Consider the following 4,843-nt stretch of genomic DNA (forward strand, 5'->3'; position numbering starts at 1 on the left):
CAACGCCTTGCGGAGAAATCCCAGGATAAAGGCTTAATTATCGTGCATACGGGCAATGGTAAGGGAAAAACCACCGCCGCTTTAGGGATGGTGATGCGATCGCTGGGTCATGGCTATCAGGTGGCGATCGTGCAGTTTATTAAGGGAGCATGGGAACCGGCGGAAAAAGAGGTTTTGGGGCGTTTTTCTGACCAATTGGTGTTTAAAGCAATGGGGGAAGGTTTTACCTGGGAAACTCAAGACCGCGATCGCGACATTGAAAAAGCAACAGCAGCTTGGCAAACCGCAGTAGAATACATTCGCGATCCCCATTATCGCCTCGTCCTTCTTGATGAGGTGAATATTGCTTTAAAATTGGGCTATCTGGCCGTGGAAGATGTTTTAGCGGGACTGGAAGAAAAGCCCCCAGAGTCTCACGTTATTCTCACAGGACGAGGCGCACCCCCGGAACTAATTGCCAGAGCCGATCTGGTCACGGAAATGACTCTCATTAAACATCCTTTCCGCGAACAAAATATTAAGGCTCAACCTGGAATTGAATTCTAGTTAAATTCTTATGCAGTTTTTAAAACAAGTTTTTGCGAGTTTACTGGGGACGTTTTTGGCCTTCGTCCTCTTTTCTATTTTTGGGGTCAGTATTTTCACGGTGATGTTGCTGGCTGCTTTAGTGGAGGAAGAGGCACCTCACCTCAAGGATAAGTCTATTTTGACTTTCGATCTGTCCGCAGAAATTCAAGATACTGTCCCGATCGCCTCTTTTGCAGCAAGTTTTACGGAAGGGGATGACAAGATTCTGTCTTTGCGTCATGCAGTTAAGGCGATCGAAGCGGCCGCAAAAGACGATCGCATCGTGGCATTATTCTTAGATGGCAGTGGCGGGGAGGGGAGTAGCGGTTATGCTAATTTACAGGCTCTCCGTCGCGCTTTAGAAAAATTTCAGGAGGCGGATAAGAAAATTATTGCTTATGATGTGGATTGGACAGAACGAAAATATTATCTGGGCTCGATCGCCGATGAAATTTTGCTGAATCCGATGGGTGCGATGGAGTTAAATGGATTGGGATCGCAACAATTGTTTTTCACGGGGGCATTAGAAAAGTTTGGTATTGGTGTACAAATTGTGAGGGTGGGTAAATACAAGTCTGCTGTCGAACCCTATACTCAGCAGCAATTAAGTCCGGAAAATCGAGAACAGTTGGAGAATTTACTGGGGGACTTATGGGAGAATTTTTTGCAAGTTGTGGGCAAAAGTCGGGAAATCTCGTCGCAACAATTACAGAATTTAGTTAGCACGCGAGGGTTATTTCTACCCCAAGAGGCAATTTCTACGGGTTTGGCGGATGAATTGGCCTATTTAGATGAGGTTGAGGCAAAATTCCGAAAACTCACACAACAGTCGAAAAAAAAGCAGGGATTTCGACAGATTGATTTAGGTACTTATGCAGAAATTGCTCGCCAAGAATCTCGCTCTTCTGCCAATAAAGTCGGGATTTTATACGCCCAAGGGACGATTGTTTATGGAGAAGGATCTCGGGAACAAATGGGCAGCGATCGCCTCATGCGCCAGTTGCGAGAACTCCGAGATGATGATGAGATTAAAACGGTAGTGTTGCGAATTGATAGCCCTGGAGGAAGCGCTTTAGCCTCGGAATTGATTTTGCGGGAATTGCAATTACTACAAAAGAAAAAACCCACGATTGTCTCTATGGGCAATGTGGCGGCATCTGGGGGATACTGGATTGCGATGGGAGCCGATCGCATTTTTGCTGAACTCACTACAGTTACAGGATCGATTGGGGTTTTTAGCATTCTACCCAATATTGAGAAAATTGCGGCGGAAAATGGTCTAACTTGGGATGTGGTCAAAACGGCTCCTTTTGCCGATACCAGCTCGATTTCTCGCCCTAAAACTGAACAAGAATTAAAAATTATTCAAGGGGGTGTCGATCGCATTTACGAACTGTTTCTCGATAAAGTTGCTAAGTCTCGCTATTTGCCGAGGGAAACTGTAGCGGCGATCGCCCAAGGTCGCGTTTGGTCGGGTCTAGATGCGAAGAAACTCGGCTTGGTGGATGAATTGGGGGGATTAGATGCCGCGATCGCCTATGCTGCGAAAAAGGCGGATTTAGGGGAAGATTGGCAGGTGGAGGAGTATCGGGAGGAACCAAGTTTCAATGAACTTTTAGGGAGTTTATTTTCTCTGGCGATCGCACCGCAGCAAACTCAATTCTCTCCTTCCTCATCCTTAATGAAAGAATGGCAAAATCTACAGAAAGAATTAAATATTCTCCAAAATCTCAACGATCCTCAAAATATTTATACTCTCTTTCCCTTCTCCCTCAACATTGACTAATGCAAACTAACTCAAAAGGCAAATTTTACCCCTAAGATGATTCCGGTCAGTAGTAAACAAGCAATTCCGGCCATCCCCGCAAGGGGTTTTTCTCCCAGACCCACGAACCACTGGGGCGCATCAATATTGTAGGATATTAAAGCAGCAGAATCCAAGCAAGTTAGCCCCCAAATCCATCCCGCGTGGAGTCCCCAAGCTAATCCCAAACTGCCATCATCCACCCCTCTAGCTAAAGCCAAAATCCCCCCCATTAACACCAGTCCAGGTAATTGAGGTAAGGTATCTTTTACCTCCCAAAGTAGATGGGAGAGGGCAAAAATAAGGCTGGAAAAGACAATTCCTCCCCATAATCCGCTATCTTCGGAGAGGACGTTGAATAAGAATCCTCGGAAAATAGTTTCTTCTACGATCGCGATCCAAAGTGCTAAAGCTAAAATCGGGATTAATAATTTACCGAATTGTGGTATTTTTTCTGGATGCCATTGTAGCCAACCCCATCGAGATTCTAGGGCAAAGACGAGGGCTAATCCAAAAATTGCCAAAGCAATTCCCAGCCCTAAAGAAATAAAAAACTCGCGCTGTAAGTGCAAACCATAGTCCAGCAAAGATTCCCCACTCACCAGTAGAGATGCCCAAATAATAAAGGGGGCGATCGCGTAAAGAGAAGCCAACAGAGGCAATTTTTGTTGGGGAGTTAAGGGCTGAGTGGGACGAATTTTTAAGAAAATTGCTAAAGGAAAAGCAATGGGCAACCAGGCGATCGCCCAAATTAAAAAGAAAGCAATTCCTTTAACCCATCCATCTGCCGTTATGAGGGACTCAAACCCTTGTTGTAGGAAGAATAATAAGAGCTTCATTGGGTTTAACATCTACCGAGAGCAAAGAAAAATTGCTTTAAAAATAACCCTCGGTAGATGTTGCGACTTATTGCAAAATGGCAGCGATCGCGATTTTAGGTCTCTTCGGTTTCATCCATTTCCTCATCCACCTCATATTCACCCTCCTCGAGTTGCTTGAGGTGAATGTGCTTGTAACCCAGCTTAATTTCAAACATATCACCGGGCTTCAATCCCATCGCCTTCGTATAGGTAGAACCGATGACAATTTGACCGTTTTGATGCACGCTGACTTTATAAGTCGGCTCCCGTCCGCGACCGTCTTTTGCTCCGTCTGGATCGAGGGCAACGCCTTTAGCAGCAAGCACTGCATCATAAAAATCCGTCAAATTAACCCGCGTACTGCCGGTTTTACCTACGCTGTAATAACCGCAACGTTTTGCTGTTTCTCGACGCGGTAAGTGGGATAGCTCTTTAACTTTGGTCAGTAAGGCTTTTCCCGTCAATGGAGTTGGTTGTTCGGACATAATCTGAAAAAGTCTCCTTGAACTTTCAGTGTTTGTCTGAAGCATTTCGCTTCTAATATCTCATCATATAAGAAATATATCCCTAAATGTATGGTCAAAGTCAAGTTTTTTTCTGAATAATTTTAACAATTTACGAAATTAAGGGCAGAGAGATTTACTTATCTAGAAAAAATTGAGGATAGGGAACAGCCCAGATCGGGGTATAAAGTAAAAAAATCCTGGAGATTGGGATACTCTATCTCAATATTGGAGGGAAAATGAGGGGGTAAAGTCGGGAATATTTTTTTGGCGATCGCACCAGGGAGCAAAATTGAGGAGTTTTTTTCTTGCTAGTAGTGAAAATAGCAGAAGGCCAACAGCCAAATATTAGGACTTGAGTCAATGTTGTCTGCGGCGATCGCCTCCAATTTTGGTGCGAGGGGGAAGGCGATCGCGAGAGACAATTAGAAAAGGAGGGAATGGGGAGAAAATGTTTTAAACTAGAGTCAGATTCGACAGTCTTCCTCCCTGAGAAAATGTCAACAAGGAAAACTGCCTCGATATTATGGTTAAAAAATCAAGTTATTTGCCAGTATGGAAGTTATTTTTCAGATTGTTCGACAGCAACCGAAAGGGCTCCCCAAACTCCAAAGTTATCGGTTGGAGGTTGAAGGGAGGAATACGATTTTGGAATGTCTTAATCGCATTAAGTGGGAAATAGATGGAAGTCTCGCCTTTCGCAAGAATTGCCGCAACACGATCTGCGGTAGTTGTACCATGAGAATCAACGGTCGTTCTGCTTTAGCCTGCAAGGAAAATGTAGGCAGTGAAATTGCTCGCTTTCCCCAGGTCAATTCTACTAATCTTCCCGAAATTACGATCGCGCCTTTGGGTAATTTTCCGGTTATTAAAGATTTGGTTACGGAGATGAAAAGTTTTTGGGATAATTTGGAAGCGATCGATCCTTATGTCAGCACTCAAGGACGCAATATTCCCGAACGAGAATTCTTGCAAACTCCCCAAGAGCGATCGCAGTTAGAAGCCTCGGGAAATTGTATTTTATGCGGTGCCTGTTATTCGGAATGCAATGCGCGGGAGGTAAATCCAGATTTTGTTGGTCCTCATGCTTTGGCGAAGGCACAGCGCAT

The 4,843-nt window shown here is 44.5% G+C and carries 5 protein-coding genes; 3 read left to right on the forward strand and 2 right to left on the reverse strand.

All coding sequences use genetic code 11. The annotated features are described in order from the left end of the window. Together cobO and sppA are read left to right on the forward strand one after the other, a co-directional pair. Nucleotides 1-546 (forward strand): cob(I)yrinic acid a,c-diamide adenosyltransferase (cobO, locus tag VB714_RS20870; RefSeq protein WP_323226614.1); only part of this gene is annotated, 546 nt, incomplete at its 5' end. 10 nt (nt 547-556) lie between these two features. After that, complete coding sequence (sppA, locus tag VB714_RS20875; RefSeq protein ID WP_323226615.1) at nt 557-2,353, forward strand: signal peptide peptidase SppA; 1,797 nt, start codon at nt 557-559, stop codon at nt 2,351-2,353. Nucleotides 2,354-2,364: 11 nt separating this feature from the next. Here the strand turns inward: sppA and VB714_RS20880 are convergent, their stop codons facing one another. Next, on the reverse strand, nt 2,365-3,210 hold the full coding sequence (locus VB714_RS20880; RefSeq protein ID WP_323226616.1) for a type II CAAX endopeptidase family protein: 846 nt from the start codon (nt 3,208-3,210) through the stop codon (nt 2,365-2,367). 95 nt (nt 3,211-3,305) lie between these two features. Further along, nucleotides 3,306-3,716, reverse strand: a complete 411-nt coding sequence (locus tag VB714_RS20885) for an AbrB family transcriptional regulator (RefSeq protein ID WP_323226618.1) — start codon at nt 3,714-3,716, stop codon at nt 3,306-3,308. A 573-nt stretch (nt 3,717-4,289) separates the two neighbouring features. On the opposite strand from VB714_RS20885, the gene VB714_RS20890 reads away from it, so the two are divergent. Then, a partial coding sequence (locus VB714_RS20890) for a 2Fe-2S iron-sulfur cluster-binding protein (RefSeq protein WP_323226619.1) occupies nt 4,290-4,843 on the forward strand: 554 nt, incomplete at its 3' end.

It is taken from the genome of Spirulina sp. 06S082 (assembly GCF_034932145.1).
Classification (GTDB): domain Bacteria; phylum Cyanobacteriota; class Cyanobacteriia; order Cyanobacteriales; family Spirulinaceae; genus CCY15215.

Bases quoted from the DNA above. Each gene is read 5' to 3' on its own strand.
- sppA (WP_323226615.1), top strand. From the start codon at position 557: ATGCAGTTTTTAAAACAAGTTTTTGCGAGTTTACTGGGGACGTTTTTG.
- VB714_RS20880 (WP_323226616.1), bottom strand. From the start codon at position 3,210: ATGAAGCTCTTATTATTCTTCCTACAACAAGGGTTTGAGTCCCTCATA.
- VB714_RS20885 (WP_323226618.1), bottom strand. From the start codon at position 3,716: ATGTCCGAACAACCAACTCCATTGACGGGAAAAGCCTTACTGACCAAA.